Origin of the sequence: Micromonospora sp. NPDC005367, from assembly GCF_040606825.1 — a bacterium.
Taxonomy (GTDB): domain Bacteria; phylum Actinomycetota; class Actinomycetes; order Mycobacteriales; family Micromonosporaceae; genus Micromonospora.
The window spans coordinates 62,077-82,350 of the sequence record NZ_JBEXFP010000028.1; the positions used below are offsets into that span (position 1 = coordinate 62,077).

The 20,274-nt window shown below is 70.2% G+C and carries 17 protein-coding genes; 9 read left to right on the forward strand and 8 right to left on the reverse strand.

From position 1 onward, the window contains the following. The first annotated feature begins 119 nt into the window (after window positions 1-119). Entirely contained in the window at window positions 120-290 is a 171-nt protein-coding gene (locus tag ABZS42_RS20055; protein ID WP_355147382.1) for an ANTAR domain-containing protein, read from the forward strand. Between the two features lie 80 nt (window positions 291-370). Here the strand turns inward: ABZS42_RS20055 and ABZS42_RS20060 are convergent, their stop codons facing one another. Beyond that, window positions 371-1,375 (reverse strand): SDR family NAD(P)-dependent oxidoreductase, encoded by a 1,005-nt coding sequence (locus tag ABZS42_RS20060; protein ID WP_355147350.1) that lies wholly within the window; start codon window positions 1,373-1,375, stop codon window positions 371-373. Between the two features lie 137 nt (window positions 1,376-1,512). Next, window positions 1,513-2,352, reverse strand: coding sequence for an oxidoreductase (locus ABZS42_RS20065; RefSeq protein WP_355147352.1), 840 nt, complete (start codon window positions 2,350-2,352; stop codon window positions 1,513-1,515). Window positions 2,353-2,643: 291 nt separating this feature from the next. Here ABZS42_RS20065 and ABZS42_RS20070 point away from each other — a divergent pair, with 291 nt between their 5' ends. Next, window positions 2,644-3,546 carry a LysR family transcriptional regulator gene (locus ABZS42_RS20070; protein WP_355147354.1) on the forward strand — a complete coding sequence of 301 codons (903 nt, stop codon included), beginning with the start codon at window positions 2,644-2,646 and terminating at the stop codon, window positions 3,544-3,546. 164 nt (window positions 3,547-3,710) lie between these two features. Further along, window positions 3,711-4,175, forward strand: coding sequence for a nuclear transport factor 2 family protein (locus ABZS42_RS20075; RefSeq protein WP_355147356.1), 465 nt, complete (start codon window positions 3,711-3,713; stop codon window positions 4,173-4,175). 125 nt (window positions 4,176-4,300) lie between these two features. Here ABZS42_RS20075 and ABZS42_RS20080 read toward each other — a convergent pair whose 3' ends face one another. Then, on the reverse strand, window positions 4,301-5,200 hold the full coding sequence (locus ABZS42_RS20080) for a chlorophyllase (protein WP_355147358.1): 900 nt from the start codon (window positions 5,198-5,200) through the stop codon (window positions 4,301-4,303). Between the two features lie 120 nt (window positions 5,201-5,320). Between ABZS42_RS20080 and ABZS42_RS20085 the strand changes: the two genes are divergently transcribed. Beyond that, on the forward strand, window positions 5,321-5,902 hold the full coding sequence (locus tag ABZS42_RS20085; protein WP_355147360.1) for a TetR/AcrR family transcriptional regulator: 582 nt from the start codon (window positions 5,321-5,323) through the stop codon (window positions 5,900-5,902). A gap of 238 nt (window positions 5,903-6,140) precedes the next feature. On the opposite strand, the gene ABZS42_RS20090 is transcribed toward ABZS42_RS20085, so the two are convergent. Then, window positions 6,141-6,566 (reverse strand): DUF6069 family protein, encoded by a 426-nt coding sequence (locus tag ABZS42_RS20090; protein ID WP_355147362.1) that lies wholly within the window; start codon window positions 6,564-6,566, stop codon window positions 6,141-6,143. A gap of 131 nt (window positions 6,567-6,697) precedes the next feature. On the opposite strand from ABZS42_RS20090, the gene ABZS42_RS20095 reads away from it, so the two are divergent. After that, window positions 6,698-7,867, forward strand: a complete 1,170-nt coding sequence (locus ABZS42_RS20095; protein WP_355147364.1) for a histidine kinase — start codon at window positions 6,698-6,700, stop codon at window positions 7,865-7,867. Then, window positions 7,855-8,517 carry a response regulator transcription factor gene (locus ABZS42_RS20100; RefSeq protein ID WP_355147366.1) on the forward strand — a complete coding sequence of 221 codons (663 nt, stop codon included), beginning with the start codon at window positions 7,855-7,857 and terminating at the stop codon, window positions 8,515-8,517. The genes ABZS42_RS20095 and ABZS42_RS20100 overlap by 13 nt, the downstream gene beginning before the upstream one ends. Window positions 8,518-8,770: 253 nt before the next feature. Here the strand turns inward: ABZS42_RS20100 and ABZS42_RS20105 are convergent, their stop codons facing one another. Further along, complete coding sequence (locus ABZS42_RS20105; protein WP_355147368.1) at window positions 8,771-11,251, reverse strand: LamG-like jellyroll fold domain-containing protein; 2,481 nt, start codon at window positions 11,249-11,251, stop codon at window positions 8,771-8,773. 367 nt (window positions 11,252-11,618) lie between these two features. Continuing rightward, window positions 11,619-12,050 carry a helix-turn-helix domain-containing protein gene (locus tag ABZS42_RS20110; RefSeq protein ID WP_355147370.1) on the reverse strand — a complete coding sequence of 144 codons (432 nt, stop codon included), beginning with the start codon at window positions 12,048-12,050 and terminating at the stop codon, window positions 11,619-11,621. Between the two features lie 125 nt (window positions 12,051-12,175). On the opposite strand from ABZS42_RS20110, the gene ABZS42_RS20115 reads away from it, so the two are divergent. After that, window positions 12,176-12,883 carry a DsbA family oxidoreductase gene (locus ABZS42_RS20115; protein ID WP_355147372.1) on the forward strand — a complete coding sequence of 236 codons (708 nt, stop codon included), beginning with the start codon at window positions 12,176-12,178 and terminating at the stop codon, window positions 12,881-12,883. A gap of 148 nt (window positions 12,884-13,031) precedes the next feature. After that, a complete protein-coding gene (locus ABZS42_RS20120) occupies window positions 13,032-13,637 on the forward strand; it encodes an isochorismatase family protein (RefSeq protein ID WP_355147374.1) in 606 nt (201 codons plus the stop codon). Between the two features lie 246 nt (window positions 13,638-13,883). On the opposite strand, the gene ABZS42_RS20125 is transcribed toward ABZS42_RS20120, so the two are convergent. Both ABZS42_RS20125 and rpmF read right to left on the reverse strand, forming a co-directional pair. Then, window positions 13,884-15,146, reverse strand: a complete 1,263-nt coding sequence (locus tag ABZS42_RS20125) for a GTP-binding protein (RefSeq protein WP_355147376.1) — start codon at window positions 15,144-15,146, stop codon at window positions 13,884-13,886. Beyond that, window positions 15,143-15,322, reverse strand: coding sequence for a 50S ribosomal protein L32 (rpmF, locus tag ABZS42_RS20130; protein WP_355147378.1), 180 nt, complete (start codon window positions 15,320-15,322; stop codon window positions 15,143-15,145). Before rpmF ends, ABZS42_RS20125 begins: the two co-directional genes overlap by 4 nt. Window positions 15,323-15,768: 446 nt before the next feature. Here rpmF and ABZS42_RS20135 point away from each other — a divergent pair, with 446 nt between their 5' ends. Then, on the forward strand, window positions 15,769-20,205 hold the full coding sequence (locus ABZS42_RS20135; protein ID WP_355147380.1) for a S8 family serine peptidase: 4,437 nt from the start codon (window positions 15,769-15,771) through the stop codon (window positions 20,203-20,205). Window positions 20,206-20,274: the final 69 nt, after the last annotated feature.

The window sequence follows — 20,274 nt, forward strand, 5'->3', positions numbered from 1 at the left end:
GCCGACGGGCCGGCGTGATCCGGGGCGGACGCCCAGGGCATCGGCCACACCTCGGCTCCGGCGATCGTCGGCCGGCCCGGGCCGATGTGCCGCGCGGCGGGCTCCGACCCTAGCCAGGAATCACCCGATCTGCACCCTGCCCGACCCAAAGGGCTTTCGCGTTGCTCCGGCAAGCGTCGCAGCACCGCAACCGAAAACTGCGGGACGTCGCAGCGGAGATCATCCGACAGGTCACCGGCGAGTCCCCGCAACCGGCTTGCGCATTCGTGGTGTCCCGCCAACACGCCTGACCCCGCTCGGCGCGCTCGCCCAGGTGCACCTGCCGTCCGGCAGGTCTCCCCCGCGGGTGGCCCGGCGGCCAGCGGTACCCCTATTGGATCTTGCTGCCGGTCAGCTGTTCGCTGAGGTCCCACAGGCGGTCGGCGAGCTGCGGGTCGACGGCGTAGGACATCACGCCGAGGGCCGTCTCCACCCGACCCGTCATCACGTCGATGGTCTCGTCGTGCGCGGTGAGCAGCGGAGAGATCTCGTTGTCCTCGCAGTAGACGCCGCCCACGCCGTCGAGCTGCGGTGCGGTGGCGCACCAGACGATGGTCGACGCCCCCTGTTCGGCGGTCTTGCGACCCGATGCCGGGTCGATGACGCGGTTGCCTTGCTCGTCGACGAAGCCGTTCGTCCGCAGGTACTCCGGCGTGGTCCACGGGCTGAGGTTCGTGCCGATGATGAGGCCCGGGTGCAGGGAGAAGCCACGGATGTCATCGGCCTCGCCGCGCTTGTCCAGCCCGACCGCGAACAGGATGTTGGCGGTCTTCGACTGGCCGTAGGCCAGCCAGCCGTCGTACTCGCGTCGCTCGAAGTTCGGGTCGTCGAAGACCACTGGCGAGAGGTTGTGTGCCCAGGCGGAGACCGTGACCACCCGTGCTCCACCGGCGCGGCGCAGGGCGGGCCAGAGCCGCGTGGTCAGCTGGAAGTGACCCAGGTGATTCGTGGCGAACTGAGCCTCGTAACCGCGGGCGTCCCGAGTCAGCGGCACGTTCTGGATCCCCGCGCTGTTGACCAGGATGTGCAGCGGCCGTCCGGTCGCCAGGAACCGGTCGGCGAACGTGTCGATCGAGGTGGGGTCCATCAGGTCCAACTGCTCGATCTCGACGCCGTCGATGCCGGCGAGCATGCCGCGGGCACGGTCCGGGGAGCGCACCGGGACGACGACGGTGGCGCCGGCCGAGCGCAAAGCGCGGGTGGTCTCCAGGCCGAGGCCGGAGTGGCCGCCCGTGACGATCGCGGTCTTGCCCGAGAGGTCGACCCCCTCGATGACCTCGGCGGCGGTCGATGCGGCGCCGAAGTTGGAGCCGATCGGCCGTTGTGGACTGGGCATGTCAGATTCTCCTCGAGAAGGAAAGGTGCTGGAGAGTCGTTGGTGGCTGGTATCGCGGGCTGCCGCGGCCGGCATCAGTCGGCGGCGGCAGCCGAGCCACCCGTGATCGACGAGACCCGCGCGTACGGGGGCAGACGTCACTCCACGTTCGTCGAGCGGCTGAGCGTCTCCCAGGTGACCATGTCGGCCAGCAGGGCCTCGTGGTGGGCGCGCAGCGCGTCGACCGCATCGCCGCCGAGCACGAGGCGAAGCGGCGGGTTTTGGGCATCGAGCACCTTGATGATGGCCGCGGCGGCCTTCGCCGGGTCGCCCGGTTCGATGCCGGCGATCCCGGCGACCATCTGCCGCAGACCTCCCGAACTCGCCTGGTAGGCGGGGTTCTCGGGGGCCAGGATCATGTTGTCGGTGATGTTGGTGCGGAACATTCCAGGTTCCACCAGTAGTACCCGTACGCCCAGGGGCGCCAGCTCGCTCGCCAGCGCCTCACTGAAGGCCTCCAGTGCGTGCTTCGCGGCGTCGTAGCCGCCCAGCCCCGGGTAGGTCATTCGACCGCCCAGGGAGCTCATCTGCACGATCGTTCCGCTGCCCTGCTCGCGCATCAGCGGAACGATTGCCTTGGTGACCGCCGCGGCACCGAAGAAGTTCACCTCCATCAGTGATCGCAACTGCTCCATGGAGGTTTCCTCGACTGCCCCGATCATCGTGAATCCGGCGTTGTTCACCAGGACGTCGATGCGACCGAACGCGGCCAGCGTCGCCTTGGCCGCAGCCTCGACGGATGCGGGGTCCGTGACGTCCAGTGCCGTTGTGCTGACCCGGTCGCCGCCGATCTCTGCGAGGCCGGCGAGCGTCTCCGGACGGCGTGCGGTGGCCATGACGCGGTCACCGGCGGCCAGCGCGGCCAGCGCCACCTGGCGGCCGAACCCGCTCGAGCAGCCCGTGATCAACCAGACCCGGCCCTGCGTTTCGTTCGTCATTCCAATGCCCTTCGACGCGGTTCTTTACCGAGGCCAATGGTGGTTGCGGCACACCGGAATCCGCCAACACCGATTACCTGTCGCGGCTACAGGAAATTCTTGTGACCCCAAATGCTCGATAGCCGATATCGCGGGCCACTGTCGCCGGGGGGAATGCTTTTCGAGACGTACTGCCGAGCGATTCCTGATCGACCATTCGGAGACCAGGACGCGGAAAGCAGGGACGGCGCCGCCGGTGGGCAGTCTGACTCGGCCGGCACCGGTCACCTGCCACGGCGCTACGCTGAGCCGGTGACGCCTGATCTTCGGCAGCTGAGATATTTCGTCGCCGTGGCCGAGGAGTCGAGCTTCACTCAGGCCGCCAGCCGCCTGATGATCACGCAACAGTCGCTCTCCCAGCAGATCAACGCGCTCGAACGGATCCTCGGCGCGAAACTGTTCGACCGGGACAGCCGGGGTACCAGACTCACCGACACCGGGTCGCTGTTCCTGCCTGAGGCACGCGCGGTGCTGGAGCGCGCCGACGAAGCCGTTGCCGTCGTGCGGCGGGCCGTGCGCGGCGAGACGGGCCGGCTCCGCCTGGCGTTCCTGGCCACCACCGCGAACCACCTGCTGCCGCCGGTGGTCCGGGCTGTCCGGGAATACCTCCCCAAGCTGGAGCTGGTCACCGAGGAGACCACCATCGCCCCGCTTGTCGAGGGCGTGCTCAGCGGCGATTTCGATCTCGCGTTCAGCCGACCGCCGCAGGTCCCGGGCCTGGCCACGCGGACGATCGCCACCGAACAGGTGTGCGTCGTCCTGCCCGAGGGGCATCCGCTCGCCGACCGCACCGAGCTGACCCTGTCCGACCTGGCAGACGAACGATGGGTGATGACCCCACGCAGCTCCTGGGAGCCCTGGCACCAGGCCTTCGACGAAAACTTCCGCGCCGCCGGGTTCAGCCCCGACATCGTCGCCCGAGACGCCAGCGTTCAAGGGCTGCTCGGCCTCGTCGCAGCCGGCGTCGGGATCACCCGACTCGGCTGGTCGGCGCACAACCTGCGCCGTACCGGCGTGGTGTTCGTACCGCTCGCCGGAGAGGTCACGCCCACCGAGATGGTCTGGCGACCCGACAACGCCTCGCCGGCGCTGCGTCGGATCGTGGACGTGGTGACCGAGCTGGCTGCCACGACGGACCTGACCACCACCGGCTGACGACCCGGCAGTCGCCCGAACCCCGGGCGCGGAGAACCACGGCCACAGGTTGCGCCTGTCGCGGTGCCAGGTGATCGATGTTGGCCCGCCCGGCCGACCCGGGACAGTATCGTCCCTGGCTATCCGCCAGCAGTCACCGTCCCGCCGAGCATTGGGGAAGCACCATGAGCAATCCCACCCCGTTCTCTGATCAGCTTGCCGACCGGCTGGCGATCCGCGCACTGGTCGACGCCTACGCCCACCTCGCGGACCGACGCGACGCCCAGGGACAGGCGGCACTCTTCACCGACGACGCCCGCGTCGCCGTGTACGACGGTGAGCCCGACTCGACCGAGCCGGCGCAGGTCCTCACGGGTCGCGAAGATCTGGCCGCCGCCTTCGGCTCGCTGCGCAGCTACGACAAGACGACCCACTTCAACGGGCAGAGCACAGTGACCCTGGACGGTGACCGCGCCACCGGCGAAACCTACTGCCTCGCGCACCACCTCTGGGTCGAGGAGGGACAGCGCACTCTGATGGTCATGTCGATCCGCTACCACGACATCTTCGTCCGGCAGGGCGGTCGGTGGTTCTTCGCCGAGCGCCGGCTCATCACCGACTGGGTCGACCGTCGGCCCTCGAACGCCTGAAGAGCGAGCTTCGGAGTCGACGCAGGGGCCCGCGCGGTGGCCGATCCGGCGGCGGCCGGCGTTCCCCGGGTGCGCCCCGCGCCCGTTCCGAATCCGGTCGCGCCACGGCGATGAGCCGGTCGCCCTCACTTGGATTCGAGGCGGCCCAGCGTGCTCTCCACCGGTGCGGGCCAGGTGGAGCCCTTGAGGCCGAGGGCATCGCGAAGGTAGGCCCAGGTGAGCCGCTGGATCAGGCCGACCCGCTCGGGGTTCTCGTCCGTCGTCTCCTTGGCCTCGTAGGCGGAGATGCCGCCGAGCGAGTGCTCCGCCCCGTACAGGGTGAGCAGACTCTTGCTGCCCGCGCTCAGGTGGTACGCGTCGGTGAACCAGTCCGGCCCTCGTACGGACAGTGGGGAGTCGTCGTGGTCGCCCGCGACGACGAGGGCCGGAGCGGTCATCTGCGCGAAGCTCGGGCTCATGAAGGGGAAGTGCTCGGCCGCGAACGGGGAAAGGTCGGTGCCGCCCCGGCCGGTCACGGCCAGTAGGACGCCCGCCCTGATCCGTGGGTCCGAAAGGTCCTCGCCGGGGTTGCCGTCGGCGTCGAGGACTCGCGCCCCGAGCAGCGTGCTCGCCGTCTGGGCGCCCCAGGAGTGCCCCGCCACGGCGATCCGGGTGCGGTCGAGGCGTCCGGCGAGGCCGGGAACGGCTGACTCCAGCCGGTCGAGCTGGTCGAGGGCGCGCTTCAGGTCGTCGACCCGGATTCGCCAGATCAGCGGTGTACGGGGGTCGTCGGGCGCAAGGCCCAACTTCCGCGAGTCGAGGTGGGTGGGCTGGATGACGACGAAACCGTGCGAGGCCCAGAAGTCCACCAGCGGGGCGTAGCTGGTAGCGGACTGACCGAAGCCGTGCGAGAAGACGATCACGGGCAGTTCACGGCCGGTGGTGGGTGCGGAGACCCGCAGGTGCAGATCGTCGCCGCGATCGGGGGCCGACAGCGTGATCGGGTGTACCGCGATCACCGGCGTGGGCTCTGGCATCGTGTGCATGACGCTCCTCGTGACTTGGCATCGACCTGCCGTTCTGGCATGCTGCTAGAACGGAACCGTGTTCCGTTAAAAGATACGGAACATGGTTCCGCTTAGCAAAACGTTGTGACGGAGGCAACAATGAGCGGCGCAGGTGGCGAGATGAGTGCTCCGCGCAAGCAGCGGGCCGATGCCCGGCGTAACCAGGAGGCGCTGCTGGAAGCGGCCGCCGCGACGTTCGTCGCCGCAGGGGTCGACGCGCCCGTGCGCGACATCGCCGCCAAGGCCGGCGTCGGCGTCGGCACGATCTACCGCCACTTCCCCACGCGGGCCGACCTCATCGTCGCGGTCTATCGGCACCAGGTCGAGGCGTGCGCGGTGGCCGGCCCGGCACTGCTGGCGGAGAGCGCCACGCCGTACGCCGCCCTCGCGAGCTGGATCGACCTCTTCGTCGACTTCCTGGTCACCAAGCACGGCCTGGCCGAGGCGATGCAGTCCGACAACGCTGCCTTCCAGACACTGCACGCCTACTTCCTCGACCGCCTCGTTCCGGTCTGCGCCCAGCTGCTCGACGCCGCCGCCACGGCCGGCGAGATCCTCCCCGACATGGACGCCCTCGTCCTCATGCGCGGCATCGGCAACCTCTGTATCGGCGCCGACAGCCCCAGCTACGACGCGCGCCGGATGGTCGCACTCGTCATCGCCGGCTTGCGGCGCCACTGACGGCCAAGAGCAGAAGGGATCCCGCCCTCATCGGGCTGCCCTCACGTTCGTGGCCGCGACGCGCCCGAGCGGGTCCCCGGGCTCGCCGCCCGCGACCCGGTCCCGATCTCGCTCGCCCCCAGGCCAGAATCTCCCCGTCGGCAACCGGGTCCCGATCGCCCGCAGGCCGGACCGGTCGTTCCCGCCGAGCGGGCGCGCCCCGGCACCGCCGGGACGCGCCCTTCCTTCGGCTCCGCGGCTATCGGCAGTTCCTTCGGCCGGGCAGCCCGAGGATCAGCGCCGCGCCGACGGTCAGGTGCATGGCGAGCAGTGCCAGCCGGCTGTTGATGTCGACGCCGCCGCCCAGCGGGCCGGCCAGCGAGAGCACCAGCACGACCAGCGCGATGATCCGGAACGTCCGGACGGGGTGGCCGACCGTACGCTCCAGCAGCGCGAGCAGACCCCAGGCGGCCAGACCGGCGGTCAGCGCGGCCACCACGACGGCGACCGGACCGATGTGCCGGGTGGTGTCGCCCTGGCGAACGGCGAGGTCGATACCGGCCCACGGGTCTTTGACGACCCACAGCAGGAGAGCGCTCGCCGCTCCCGCGGCGACGGTGATCGCACGGCCCGTACGTCGTGCGGTGGTCGTGTTCGTGTCGATCCGCATCGTGTCGTTCGTCATGCCGATGAGCATCGCGGTCGGACGCAGGTCGGCACATCGAACCGGGGGCCGCTCGTGCGCTCTCTTCAGAGAGGCCGACCACCAACTTTGGAAGGTGTCCGAGCCCGGCCCGGGCCGGTTAGCCTCCCCGCGTGAACAGGTCCTCGTTCGGGTCGCAAGACTGCGACCACCGTGGCGGCAGGGCGGCCGTCGCCACGATGACGGGCGCGTCCGGCGTGCTGGTCGCCGCGACGATCCTGGGCTGGTGGAGCGGCCGTTCGCTGGGGCCGTTGTTCGCGCTCGACCTCGCGGCCGGCACGCTGAGCTGGCTGCTGAGCCCACTGCTCCTGTGGCGGCCGGTCGCCACCACGGCGGTGCTCACCGTGCTGGCGGCGGTGTCGCCGGCGGTCACTCCGCCGGCCACGATCGGCGCGTTCCAGGTGGCCCGGCGGCGGCGCGCCCCGGCGGCGATCGCGGTGGCGGTGGCGGGGGTCGCCGCGCACGCCGTCCAGGGCGCCTGGCGGACCAACGGCGGCATGTCGTACGGCTGGTGGCTGGTGCTGGTCACCATCGGCTACGGCGCGCTGCTCGGCTGGGGCGCGTGGGCGCAGGCCCGGGCGGCGCTGATCCGGTCCCTACAGGAGCGGGCCCGTCGCGCCGAGGCGGAGCAGGGCCGCCGGGTGGCCGAGGCGCGCATGCTGGAACGCCGCCAGATCGCCCGGGAGATGCACGACGTCCTCGCGCATCGCCTGTCGCTGCTGGCCACGTTCGCCGGCGCCATGGAGTACCGTCCGGACTCCTCGCCGGAGAAGTTGTCGCGGGCCGCGGGGGTCGTCCGGGACGGCGTGCACCAGGCACTCGAGGAACTGCGTGAGGTGATCTCGCTGCTGCGCGACGACGATCCGCCCAACAGCGACGGGAGGCACCCGCAGCCGGTGCTGGCCGACGTACCGCGCCTGGTCGAGGAGTCCCGGGAGGCCGGCACCGAAGTGCTGCTGCGCGAGGCGGTGGACGAGCCGGCCGACGCGCCTGCGTCGGTGGCCCGCACGGCGTACCGGGTGATCCAGGAGGGCCTGACCAACGCCCGCAAACACGCCGCCGGCCAGCCGGTCCAGGTCGCGCTGCGCGGCGGACCCGGCACGGGCCTGGAGATCGACGTCCGCAACGCGTTGACGCCGGAGCGCGCGACGCCACCCGGATGGTCCGGGGGCGCCGGACTGGTCGGGCTCACCGAGCGGGTGCACCTGGCCGGCGGAGAACTCGACCACCAGGTGGTCGGTGGAGAGTTCCGGCTACACGCATCGATACCATGGCCGGCGTGACCTCTCCCGTGCGTGTGCTCATCGTCGACGACGACGCGCTCGTCCGCGCCGGGCTGAGCATGATGCTCGACGGCGCCGACGGCATCGCCGTGGTCGGCGAGGCAGCCGACGGCGACCAGGCGCCGGCCGCCGCCGACGCGCACTCCCCCGACGTCGTGCTGATGGACCTGCGCATGCCCCGGGTCGACGGCATAACCGCCACCCGTCGCCTGCGGGCCCGTCCGCGGCCGCCCGAGATCATCGTGCTGACCACGTTCGACACCGACGAGAACATCCTGCACGCGCTGCGTGCCGGGGCCAGCGGCTTCCTGCTCAAGGACACCCCGCCGGCGCGGATCGTCGAGGCGGTCCGGCAGGTAGCGGCCGGCGAGCCGATCCTGTCCCCACGGATCACCCGCCGGCTGATGGACCGGGTCGCCGTCCAGGCCGGCGCGTACGCCCAGGCCAGGGCGACCCTCGCGGCGCTCAGCCCGCGCGAGCACGACGTCGTGGTGGCGATCGGTCAGGGCGGCAACAACGCCGAGATAGCCACCGCGCTCCACATGACCCTGGCCACCGTGAAGACGCACGTGTCGCACATCCTGACCAAGCTCGACCTGGACAACCGTACGCAGATCGCGCTCCTCGCCCACGACGCCGGTCTCGCCTGACCAGTCCACCGCGGTGCCAGCCGGTGGTGCGTGCGGCCGGTGACGAGCGCGCTCCCCCACGCCACGATGGGTGGAGCCGGTACGCCATGGCGACGGCCCGCTTCCGCGGGCGCCGCTTCCTCCCGGACCGCAGGGTAGGTCCGGACCGGTAGCGTCCGGACCTACCCTGCGTGAACCGGCCTGCGCCTTGGCTCATCCGCATCGTTCAAGCGGACGGGCAGCAGCCGCCTTCGCCCTCGTCGTGGCCGTCAGGTCACTGGCCGGAGGCGTGGAGCTGGGCGACCTCCGTGGCGGAGAGAGCGCGGTCGTAGACGTGCACCTGGTCGACGGCGCCACGCCAGTAGTCGACTGGGCCGCCGTTGAACTTGGCGCGGCCGATCACGGTGTGACCGCTGGACGCGTCGCCGACGCACGCGCTCGCCGTACCCGCCGGCTGGCCGTCCACGTAGAGCGTGAGCGATCCGCTCGCGGCGTCCCGCACACCGGTCAGGTGGTACCAGCGTCCGGGTTCCGGCGCGGTGGGCGCCAACGCCCGCACCCCGGCGAAGCTGAACGCGAACCGGTTGTCCGCGCCGGAGTACTGGAGGAAGAAGGCGCTGTTCGTGTTGCCGTCCTGGCTGACCGCGGTGGCGAAGCCACCCAGGCTGTCCAGCCGCACCCAGGCCGACGCCGTGTAGCTGCCGCTGGTGTCGAGGATCGCCGCGCCGGTGTCGACGTACTGGTTGACGCCGTTGAGCTGCACCGCACCGCCGGTCCTGCCCGACGTCCAGCCCACACCGTTGACCAGTGTCGCGTCGTGGTCGCCGGCCAGGTCCTCAGCCACCGTGCCGGTTCCCTCGTCCAGCGGCCAGTAGCCGACTCCGGTCAGCCCCGGGGTGCCGGGCGAGGTCGGCGGCACGTTCGCGCCGGTGCCGTCGACGGAGCGGATGATGGCCCGGTTGATGTCCCGGACCTGGGCGAAGTCCATCTTCTCGACCTGGCGGTCGTACGTGTAGAACCCGTTGACCTCGTGCTCGACGTCCGTGGTCTGGGTGTAGACGCCGCCGGAGAGTCCGCACCGGTTGGCGACGGTCAGCAGGTCCTGCTGGTTCTCCACGTAGCGGCGGGTGAGGGTGGCGCTGTCCGGGGTCATCTCGTAGGCGTGGCCGTCGCCGAACCACATGTGACCGTCGACCTCCAGACCGAACCCGCCGTGTTCGCCGTCCACGGCCACTCGGTCGGCGGTCGGCGCCGGCGAGGCCGGGCCCACGTACTGATGGAAGTCGATCATGTCGCCACGGCCGGAGTCGCCCCTGGAGGCGCAGCAGTTCACGCCGCTGTGCGCGTTGACCAGTCGGCTCGGGTCCTGGGCGCCGACCTCGTCGGCGATCCGTCCGGTCGCGGCACGGTCCCACTCGCCCCAGCCCTCGTTGAACGGTACCCAGGCGGTGATGGAGGTCCAGCTCTGGTGCTCCGTCACGATCTCCCGCAACTGCCGCTCGAACTCCTGCTGCGCGTCCACCGGCGGCGTGCCACCGGTACGCATGGCGGGCATGTCCTGCCACACCATGAGACCCAACCGGTCGGCCCAGTAGTACCAGCGGTCGGGCTCCACCTTGATGTGCTTGCGGATCGTGTTGAACCCGAGCCGCTTCGTCTCGGCGATGTCGAACCGCAGTGCCTCGTCGGTCGGCGCGGTGTAGATGCCGTCCGGCCAGTACCCCTGGTCCAGGGTGGACATGTTGAACAGGATCTTGCCGTTGAGGGTGAGGTGGAGCTTGCCGTCGGCGCCCTTGGCCTTGCCCACCTCGCGCATGCCGAAGTAGGAGTCGACCTGGTCGATCACCTTTGCGCCCTGGCGCACCCGCACCCTCAGGTCGTACAGGTGCGGCGAGTCGGGCGACCACAGTTTCGGCTTCGGCACCGGGACCCGGAGTTCGGTTCCGGCCGGGCCGGAGACGCGACCGACGACCCGCTTGCCGTCGTACGCCACGGCCTCGACGGTCCGGCCGCTGCCGTTGGTCAGGTGCGGGGTCAGTCGGAGGCTCTTGTCGTCGAGGTCCGGCGTCATCTGCAACCGCTCGACGTGGCTCGTCGACACCGGTTCCATCCAGACGCTCTGCCAGATGCCGGACGCCGAGGTGTAGAAGATGCCACGGTCCGGTACGTTGCGCTGCTTGCCGATCGGCTGCCACGTCTGGTCGGTGCGGTCGGTGACTCCCACCACGAGTTCCTGGGCTCCCGGGCCGCGCAGCGCGTCGGTGACGTCGGCGCTGAAGCCGTCGTAGCCGCCGCGGTGGGTCGCGACCTCGATGCCGTTGACCCAGACCGTCGTCTCGTAGTCGACCGCGCCGAAGTTGAGCCGCAACCGCGCGCCACGATCGCCGACCTGCCAGTTCTTGGGCACCTGGAAGGTGCGCCTGTACCACATCCGGTCCTCGTGCCGTTGGATTCCGGAGAGCGCCGATTCGATCGGGTACGGCACCAGGACCCGTTCGCCGAGTTGCTCACCGAACGGCGGGGCCTGGCCTTCCGCCGCGCCGGCGAACTGCCACACACCGTTGAGGCTCTGCCACTTCGCTCGGACGAGCTGCGGACGGGGGTACTCGGGGAGCGCGTTGTCGGCGGAGACCTCATCGGTCCACGGAGTGGCGATCGGTGGTGTGCCGGGTTGCCAGGTGGTGTCGGCGCGCGCGGCGGTGGGGGCGCTGGTGGCCACGAGCGCGGCGGCCAGCAACGCGGTGAATACCTTCATGCGTCAGGGTCCCTTTCGCACGACGGACGTGAGGGCGGGCCGGACAACCAGGACTGAGTCGCCTGAGAGAGCCGGCCGGGGTCGGGTAGACACCCGTCGATGATCATCGGATAACAATAAACCATCAACATCGATCTAAAGTCAACATGATCCGACCAGATCCGAACACCGACCCATCAAGAACAGCCGATCGCGACACGCCCGTCCGATACCCGCCCGGAGGACCCGGGATGACGAGCAGACGGGCCGGCAGCCGCCAACCCTCCACCCGGGACGACGACCAGCGGCGCGCGTCGTAGAGCACCGCATCGCATCGAGCGTTGGTACGCAGCTGCGATGGTGCGCGGAGACCGGCAGGCCCGCGCCGCTACGCCTCGCCGGCGCTGTCGTATTCGGTCTGGTGGCGGCGGATCTCGGCGTGGTTGTCGGCGGACCAGGCGGCCAGGGCCAGGACCGTGGACAGCAGCGATCTGCCGAGTTCGGTGAGCGCGTATTCGACGCGGGGCGGGACCTCCGGGTAGGAGGTCCGGGTGACGAGCCCGGTGCGTTGCAGGTGCTTCAAGGTCAACGTGAGCATGCGCTGGGAGATGCCGGGGATCGCGTCGGCCAGGTCCGAGTAGCGGACGGGATGGTCGGCGAGGGTGCCGATGATCAGCACGCTCCACTTGTCGCCGACAAGATCCAGGACCTCGCGGATGAAGTCGGCGTCCTCGTCGTTCCAGTGCGCGCAGGGCCCTGGGACGTTCCGGACGTTCGCCCGGACGTTGGTTCGTGCCCGCCGTAGATCCTCTGTCCTCATGGTCTCCGCCCATTCCGTCTATTCGGTCACCCTGCCGCTACGCACATGAATGTGCCTTTTGTGGCCCCCGAATTCTAATGCATGATGAGGCTACGAACAGGAAGTAAGAATTAGGAGGAGGTGCCATGAAGATCGAGTTCTGGTCGGACATCGTCTGCCCGTACTGCGGGCTGATGGACCATCGGCTGCAACGGGCACTGGACCGGTTCGCCTACGGCGACCAGGTACAGGTGATCCACCGGTCCTTCCAGTTGCACCCCGACCTGCCGCGGTCCGGCGTCACCCAGCGGAAGCTGATCGAGATGGCCGGGGCGCCCACGTCGACTGTGAACCAGGTCCTTCGACCGATCGAGCGGGCCGCCAAGGCTGAGGGCCTCACGCCCTACCACGCGGTCGAGCGCACGCTGGGCCCGACCGACCTGGCCCACGAACTGCTCGCCTACGCGGCGGACCAGGGTCGGGGCAACGAGATCTGGACTGCGATGTTCCGGGCGCACTTCGGGCAGGCCCGCAAGCTGTGGACCGCCGACGAGGTCCTCGGCTTCGCCGCCGAGGTGGGCCTGGACCGTGCGGAGGCAGCCGAGGCGCTGCGCAGTCGCCGTTACCGGGCCCGCGTGAATGCCGACCAGCGTGAGGCCCAGCGCCTCGGCGCCCGTGGCGCGCCGTTCCTCGTGTTCGACGGCCGCGTCGCCGTCCCCGGAGCCATCGGCACCGATGACCTGCTGAGGGTGATCACCAAGGTGTGGGACGAAAGTCACCCCACACCGCAGCCGCTGCCGATCGTCGCCGGCGCCGACGCCGACGGCGTCTGCACCCCGGACGGCTGCGTGTAGCCCGAGGCCGCCACCACCGGACAGCCCGTTCGAAAGACCGCCGGCACCATCCCGCCCGGCACTTCTCGCCAGCTACCCGAGCCAACCGCTCGGGGAACAAAGAGTGGACCCACGAGGGCCCGTCAAACCCGATTTGGAGTTAGAGATCATGACAAACCTCAAGGCGCAGGACAGTGCTCTGATCCTGATCGACCACCAGGTCATCTCGATGGGGTTCATCAAGACCCAGTCGCCCGAGATCGCCAAGTTGAACAGCACCACCCTGGTCAAGGCGGCCAAGGTCCTCGACATCCCCAACGTCTGGACCAGCAGCACCGAGGACGACAACAAGGACTGGTGGATTCCCGAGCTGAAGGAGATCGACCCGGAGGCCTACGCGAACCGGATCAAGCGCACCGGCATCGTCGACTCCTGGGACGACCCGAACTTCGTGCGGGCAGTCGAGGCCACCGGTCGCCGGACCCTGATCATGGCCGGTACCACCAACGACGGATGCCTGGTCTACACCGCACTCAGCGCCAAGCAGGCCGGATACGAGGTCTACGCGGTGCTTGACGCCGGAGGATCGGTGTTCCAGTACTCCGAAGAGGTGGCGCGGCTGCGCATGATCCAGGCCGGCGTCAACCTGATCACCACCGCGACGGTCCTCGGTGAACTCGCCAAGGACTGGGCCACCCCGCAGGGCGCGCAGATTCGCAAGCTGCTGGCCGAGAACTTCACGACCACGGTCGGTGGCTTCGGGCTGGCGAAGTAGACGCGGCGCCCCGGGGGCCCGACGTGAGGCGGTACGCGGCACGCCGTGCTGCTAACCGGGGAAGGCGACAGAGGTTCGCGGGGGCCGGACAAAAGCGTCCGGCCCCCGTGAGCTCGACACCGGCTCCAGCACCTCAGTGAGCCGGTGGCAGGACATCCCATCTCGCCGCCGCGGAAACCCGGACACGACAGTGCCGCGATCCCAGCGCACCCGGGGGCGCGTCCACGGCGGGCCTCCTGCCGCCGATCAGGCGGACGCCGCCCCGCGCCCAGCCTCAGCCGTCGGCTTCTCGTGCTGGTGGCGGTGATCTGCGAGGTCGTCTACGTCCCACCCGGGGAACGGGTCGGGGAGCTCACGCCAGGTGTCCTCGCCGGCGGCGACCTCGGCGTCGGTGAGCAGGCAGTCGGTCAACCTGTCCCGCAGGCCGTCCGCGTCCAGTCCGACGCCGATCAGCACGATCTCCTGCTGCCGGTCGCCGAATCGCGGATGCCAGCGGGCTTCCAACTCGGCCCGTTCAGCCGGATCCTCTGGCCACTGACCGGAGACGACGACCGGCACTCCGATCGGCTCGCACCGCCCGGAGGAGCCGGCCTGGGACCAGAGCGCCTGAAGATGTGGACGGCTGGCCAACCAGAGGAAGCCCTTGGATCGGAGCACCCCGAAGCGGTCGAGGCCGTCGGAGAGCAGCGCCCACAGCCGACCGGGGTGGAACGGTCGGTGGTCGCGGAAGACGAGGCTGGCGATGCCGTACTCCTCGGTCTCCGGAACATGCTCGCCGTTGAGTTCGGCGACCCAGCCGGGTGCGGTCTCGGCGCGCTCCAGGTCGAACAGGCCGGTGTGCAGGACCTCGGCCGGCGGCACCCGGCCGTGCGTGGCACGGATCTGCCGGGCGGTGGGGTTCAGGCGGGAGAGCACGGCCTGCACCACGGCCAGGTCCGTGGAGTCGAGCAGGTCGGTCTTGTTGACCACGAGTACGTCCGCGAACTCGATCTGGTCGACCAGCAGGTCGGCGATGGTTCGGTCATCACCCTCGTACGCCGACAGTCCTCGCTCCTCGAGCGACTCTCCGGCCTCGATCCGGTTGAGCACCATGGCCGCGTCCACCACGGTCACCGTGGTGTCGAGCCGGGCCAGGTCGTCGAGCACGTGGCCGCCCTCGACGCCGAAGGCGAAGGTGGCGGCGACCGGCATCGGCTCGGAGATGCCGCTGGACTCGATGAGCAGGTAGTCGAACCGGTTCAGGCGGGCCAGGCGAGCGACCTCGTCGAGCAGGTCGTCCCGGAGCGTGCAGCAGATGCAGCCGTTGGTCAGCTCGACAAGTCGCTCCGTCGTCCGCGACAGCGAACCGCCCTCGCGCACCAGCGACGCGTCGATGTTGACCTCGCTCATGTCGTTCACGATCACCGCGACCCGCAGCCCGTCCCGGTTGTGCAGGACGTGGTTGAGCAGGCTGGTCTTGCCGGCTCCGAGGAAGCCGGAGAGCACGGTGACCGGCAGTCGCTCGGTCACGGCACATCCAGCATCTGACGTCCCTTGTAGAGCCCGCAGTGGGGGCAGGCGCGGTGGGGCATCACCGCTTCCTTCCGTGGACAGGGGCACGTGGTGAGCTGGGGAGCGCTCGCCTTCCATTTCGCCCGTCGGTGCCGGGTGTTGGACCGGGACATCCTGCGCTTCGGTACGGCCACCAGATTCTCCTTCGCGAGCGGTCCATCGCAGCTTAATGCAATTGATTTTCATTTCCTGCAAGCACCCCCCTCGACACGGGCGGGCCGGGCGACACCCGCCGCCTTTCGCCCGCATCGCCCGATCGGCCCGGTTTGCCACTACGGCGCACGGCTGACGAGCTCCGCTCGGAACGCGACCGGGCCACCGTGGGGCCTGACGGCGACCGGCCCGGCTCGATCACCGCTGCTCTCCTGCGTCCGCGTCGCCCGCGATTTGCGTACTGATTGCTCAAGTCCTGCCCAAGTCTGTTCGTTGATCTTGCTCCGTCCTCATCGGACAATGATCAAATTCGTGTCGACCCGCCGTCAGGTGCGGCGAGGTCCGTACGGATCGGGCTGACTCGGGAGACCCACGAGTCCGCCCGCCGGCACCGGAAACCGAACGGTGCCGCTGGACTGGAGGAACGTTGTCAGAAAGACGAACAGGTCGAGGCAGGCGCCGGATCACCGTCCGGCCCCTGGTCGCCGTCGCGGCGGCCGTGGTCCTCGGCCTGACCGCACAACCGGTGGTCGCGAACGCGGCACCGGCCCGCGCCGCCGTGGACGGCCAGGTTCTCAAGGAGTTGTCCGCCAAGGGCAGCACCAGTTTCCTGGTCTATCTCAAGGACCAGGCGAAGCTGGACACGGCGGCGAAGCTGCGCGGCGACGCCCGCGCCGCCGAGGTACGCCGGCAGCTCACCAGCACCGCCGACCGCTCCCAGGCGGGGCTGCGCGGCGTCCTCACGCAGAAGCGGGCGCGGTACACCTCGTACTGGATCGCCAACGCCTTGCAGGTCGACGGCGACAAGGCCTTGCTGGACACGATCGCCACCCGCCCCGAGGTCGCCCGGATCGACCCGGTGCGGTCGTACCGCATGATCGAGCCGACGCCCGCGCGGGTCGGGACGAAGGCCGGCACGACCGCCCCCGAGTGGGGCGTGGCCAGCATCGAAGCACCTCGGGTATGGGACGAGTTCGGTGACCGCGGCGAGGGCATCGTGGTCGCCAACATCGACGGCGGCGTCCAGTACGACCACCCGGCCCTGGTCGGCAAGTACCGGGGCAACAACGGCGACGGCACCTTCTCGCACGACTACAACTGGTTCGACCCGACCAACGTCTGCCCGGAGTTCAAGCCGTGCGACACCGGAGGCCACGGCACCCACACGATGGGCACCATGGTTGGTGACGGCGGCGCCGGCAACCAGATCGGTGTCGCCCCAGGCGCCACCTGGATCGCCGCGAAGGGCTGCGAGCGCGAGTGGTGCTCGGACAGCTCCCTGCTCCTCGCCGGCCAGTGGATCATCGCGCCGACCGACCGCAACGGGCAGAACCCCCGCCCGGACCTGCGGCCGGACATCGTCAACAACTCGTGGGGCGGTGGCCAGGGCAACCTCTGGTACAAGCAGACCGTCGACGCGTGGCGCGCGGCGGGCATCTTCCCGGTCTTCTCGGCGGGCAACTCGGGGCCGGCGTGCAACACGGCGAACACCCCGGGCGACTACCCGCAGTCGTACGCGGTGGGTGGGTACAACTCGGCCAACGAGGTGTACCAGTACTCGAGCCGGGGCAGCTCGGCGGTGGACGGCGGTGTCAAGCCGAACATCTCCGCGCCCGGTGAGGACGTACGGTCGAGCTGGTTCGGCGGCGGATACGCGACGATCAGCGGTACGTCGATGGCCGCACCGCACGTCTCCGGCACGGTGGCGTTGCTCTGGTCCGCCGCGCCGAACCTGCGCCGGGACCTCGCCGCCACCGAGAAGCTGCTCAACGAGACCGCGATCGACGTCGCCGCGACCGAGTGTGGTGGCACCGCCGCCAACAACAACGTCTTCGGCGAGGGACGACTCAACGCGTACCAGGCGGTGATGAAGGCGCCACGCGGTGCGGTCGGCCGGGTGACCGGCCGGGTCACCGACTCGGCCACCGGCGAGCCGCTCAGCGGCATCCGGATCAGCTCCGGCGAGACGCAGGCGGTGACCGGCGACGACGGCGACTACACGCTGGTGCTGCCGATCGGCGAACACACGGTGACGGCCAGCGGGTACGGCTACGGGAGCCGGAGTGTCTCGGTGACCGTTCCGCCGACGGGCGCGGTCACGGCGAACTTCGCGCTGGATCCGCCGTCGATGGTGACCGTGTCGGGGCGGGTCACCGACGGGTCCGGCCACGGCTGGCCCCTGTACGCCAAGATCGAGGTGGCGGGCCGTCCCGGCGGGCCGGTCTTCACCGACCCGATCACCGGTAAGTACTCCTTCACCGTGCCGGCCGACAGCACCTACACCGTCGGTACGACCGCGCACTATCCCGGCTACCGGAAGGTCACCCGCTCCGTGCAGGTGGCCGACACGGCCAAGACGGTGAACATCAAGGTCCCGGTCGACCACGGCTGCACCGCCGGCGGCTACGCCGGTAGCTACTCGGAGCCACTGTTCGGGACGGAGACGTTCGACGGCGCCGGCGCGCCGCAGGGCTGGTCGGTGGTCAACCGGACGCAGTTCCCGGGATGGACCTTCGACGACCCGGGCAGCCGGGGCAACCAGACGGGCGGCAGCGGCAACTTCGCGATCGTCGACAGCTTCGTGCAGGGGCTGGACGCCCGGCAGGACACCGACCTGGTCTCCCCCAAGTTCGACCTCAGGGACGTCCGGGCGCCGTACCTGCGTTTCAACAGTGACCTCTACGCCACGGCGGGCGACGACGTGGGCGACATCGACGTCACCACCGACGGCGGCAGGACCTGGACCAACGTCTGGCACGGGGACGACTGGCGACGTGGCCCCACGCAGGAACTGGTCGCGCTCGAACCGGCCGCCGGCAAGGCCAACGTGCAGGTGCGGTTCCGGTACAGCGCCGCCTTCGGCTGGTGGTGGGCGGTCGACAACGTCGAGCTGATCGACCGGGTCTGCACCCCGACCCCGGCCGGCCTGGTCGCCGGTTTCGTCACCGACAAGAACACCGGCGAGGGGCTCGACGGCGTCACCGTCGTCAGCCCCGACGCGCCCGCCGAGCAGGCGCAGACCGTGGCTACGCCGGAGGACCCGAGCATTTCCGACGGGTTCTACTGGTTCCTGTCCACCCTCACCGGGACCCACCCGGTCCGGGCGAGCCAGCGGCCGTACCAGCAGCTGTCGAAGGACGTCGAGGTCACCGCGGATCGGCTGAAGAAGGTGAACTTCGCCCTCACCGCGGGTCGGCTCACCGTCAGCCAGACGAACATCGAGGTGAACCAACCGTACGGCGCCACCCGCAGCACCACGGTGACGCTGAAGAACACCGGCAGCGCCCCGGCGACCGTCGAGACCCTGGCCCGGGCCGGGCAGTTCGAGGTGCTCGGGCAGCAGGGTGCGCCGCTGGCCGAACGGAAGGTCTCCGGCGCGAGCAAGGCCATGAACGGGATCGCGGCCGGCCGCGATCCCGAAGCCACCGCGGCCACGGCAACGGCCGCGGCAGCCGCGGGTGACCTGGCCTGGAGCCGGATCGCCAACGCTCCCGCGCAGGTCTACGACAACGCGGCCGTGACCATCGGCGGCAAGGTCTACTCCGTGGGCGGCGGGGCCGGCACCGGAACGGAGCGTTCGACCTGGGTCTACGACCCGGCGACGAACCTGTGGACCAGCCTGCCGCAGATGCCCCGAGGTCGCAGCGCGCCGTCGGCGGCGGTCGTGGACGGCAAGCTCTACGTCCTCGGTGGCTGGAACGCCGACGGCGCGCCGGTTCCCACGGTGGACGTGTTCGACCCGGCCACGAACACCTGGAGCACCCTCGTCGGGGTGTCCAACCCGGCGCCGCGCGCGGCGGCCGGCACCGCGGTCGTCGACGGCCGGATCGTCGTCATCGGCGGCTGCCCGGACGGCAACTGCACAGGCACCACGAGCGTCGTCGTCTTCGACCCGCACAGCCGTACGTTCGACACCTGGGCCGACTATCCGGTGCCCGTGGCGTACCTCCCGTGCGGTGCCATCGGCGGCGGCGTCTACTGCGCCGGCGGGGTCGACAAGACGCCGTACCGCGACACGTACGGCTACGACCCGGCCGCCGACGCGTGGACCCGGCTGCCCGACCTGCCGATCGACCTGTGGGGCGCGCCGAACACGGTCGCCGGCGGGCTGCTGATCCTCGCCGGTGGGATGACCGCCAACTCCACCGTCGTCACCAACCGCACGGTGGCGTACGACCCGACCGCCAGGGCGTGGCGGGACCTGCCGAACACCCAGGTCCCCGTCTACCGCGGCGCGATGGCGTGCGGGGTGTACAAGATCGGAGGCGGCAGTGACCTGGTGACCGCCGAGTCCGAGCGGTTGAGCGGTCTCGGCGCCTGCGGCGCGGCCGGTGTGCCGTGGCTCGACGTCACGCCGGGCGAGTTCACCCTGGCTCCGGGCGCCTCGAAGAAGGTCACGGTCACGGTGACCGCGACCCCCGGCACGGGCATCGCGCAACCCGGCACGTACCGGGCGGAGTTCGGGTTCACCACGGACATCCCGTACCCGGTGCCGGCGGTCGACGTCGAGGCCAGGGTCGCCGCCCCCGCCGACTGGGGCAAGATCCAGGGCACGGTCACCGGTAGGGGCTGCGACGGGAACGCGTCGGGCGTCGGGGCGACGCTCCGGCTCGACCTCGTCGGCAGCGGCGGCAACACGGGTTACACCGTCGTCGCCGACGCCCACGGCCGGTACGTCTACTGGCTGCCGGCCGGTAAGTACCAGGTCACGGTCGCCAAGGACGGGTGGACGCCGAAGGTGAAGCGGCAGACGGTCAGCGAAGGGGTGACGTCGACGTACGACGTCGTCCTCGACCCGGTCTCCACCTGCCGGATCGGGTCCACGCCGGAGGGCAGCCTGCACGGCGTGTTCCGGCGCAGCTGAGAGGACGGTGGCCGCCGGACCCGATCGAGGTCCGACGACGGCGCGGGCCGGTGGCCGCCGGACCTCGAT